At 39.7% G+C, this 1,271-nt stretch carries 1 protein-coding gene; it reads left to right on the forward strand.

From position 1 onward, the window contains the following. Positions 1-55 precede the first annotated feature (55 nt). Positions 56-1,236, forward strand: a protein-coding gene (locus tag ESZ26_RS19025; RefSeq protein WP_146801388.1) for an IS3 family transposase whose coding sequence is annotated in 2 segments (ribosomal slippage) — positions 56-338 and positions 338-1,236 — 1,182 coding nt in all. Because the reading frame shifts where the segments join, the coding sequence is not laid out codon by codon here. Positions 1,237-1,271: the final 35 nt, after the last annotated feature.

Raw genomic sequence — 1,271 nt, forward strand, 5'->3', positions numbered from 1 at the left:
CTGATCCTCCCCCGATAAAACGGACACCAAAATCTAACTAAAGATGAGGTGTCTTATGCCCAAGTACAACAATCCAAGACGAACTTGGAAGTATTCAAACGACTTTAAAGTCAACGCTATTCAATTAAGTTATGTTGTTGGTGTCTCAATCAAATCAGTCGCCGAAAAACTCGACATACACCCATTTATGCTGTCACGATGGAGAAAAGAATATCGTGAAGGGATCATTGTGGTGGATAAACGAAAAAAAGTGGCTGGCCAATCAAAAGCCAAAAAAATACTGACCAAAGAACAACAACTAGAACGTGAAAATAAAGTGCTTAAGGAGGAGCTATTTATCTTAAAAAAGTGGCAACGGTTTCTTGCCGAGGAACATCAGGCCGATATAGATTCATCGAAAAACTCAGAGCCGACATAAAAGTTAAACGATTACTGAAGTTTTTTGATGTGTCTAAAAGTGGTTACTACGATTGGCGAAAGCGCCAACCAAGTGCTAGAGCGATAGAAGATGTTGAACTTAAGAATAAAATCCAAAAAATCTTTACAGAAAATAAAGGACGATATGGGAGTCCTCGAATATTTAAGGCCTTACAAAAGCAAGGATACAATATCGGTAAAAAACGTGTCGAACGCTTGTATCGTGCGCTTGGTTTGGTGGCTAGAGTGATGCGCGTGACCACACGCTCTGCGTTTTATAAACGCTTTCTTACAACAGGTAAAAACTTACGGCCAGATGGTGAAGTGCCATTGGCTAAAGATACAGTATGGGTAGCGGATGTCACGTATTTGAAAGTGAAAGGTGTATGGCGTTATTTATCGGTAATAATGGATCTATATTCACGGCGTATTATTAGCTGGAGTTTGGATAAAAGTAGAACAATGGAAGTGACCAAAAGGACATTACAAAATGCGGTCAAGAAACGAAAACCGACCGGTGATTTAATGCTTCACACTGATAGAGGCGTAGAATATCGCGGTCAAGTTTATCAAAAAGTATTAAAACAACAGGGGATAATTCATAGCTTAAGCCGAGCGGGCAAATGCACTGATAATGCGCATATGGAGTCATTTTTCCATTCAATGAAGACGGAAGTTATTCGCGGTAATGTATTTAAAAGCGATAAAGAACTGCGGGGAACACTTGGCAGTTACATTAACAAATACTACAATGTTTCGAGGATGCATTCAGGGATAAGTTATTGCTCACCAATAGAATATGAAGCCCTGGCAGCGTGAAAAAAAATGTGTCCGTTTTATCGGGGGAAGATCAC

This window comes from Colwellia hornerae, from assembly GCF_007954355.1.
Lineage (GTDB): Bacteria > Pseudomonadota > Gammaproteobacteria > Enterobacterales > Alteromonadaceae > Colwellia_A > Colwellia_A hornerae.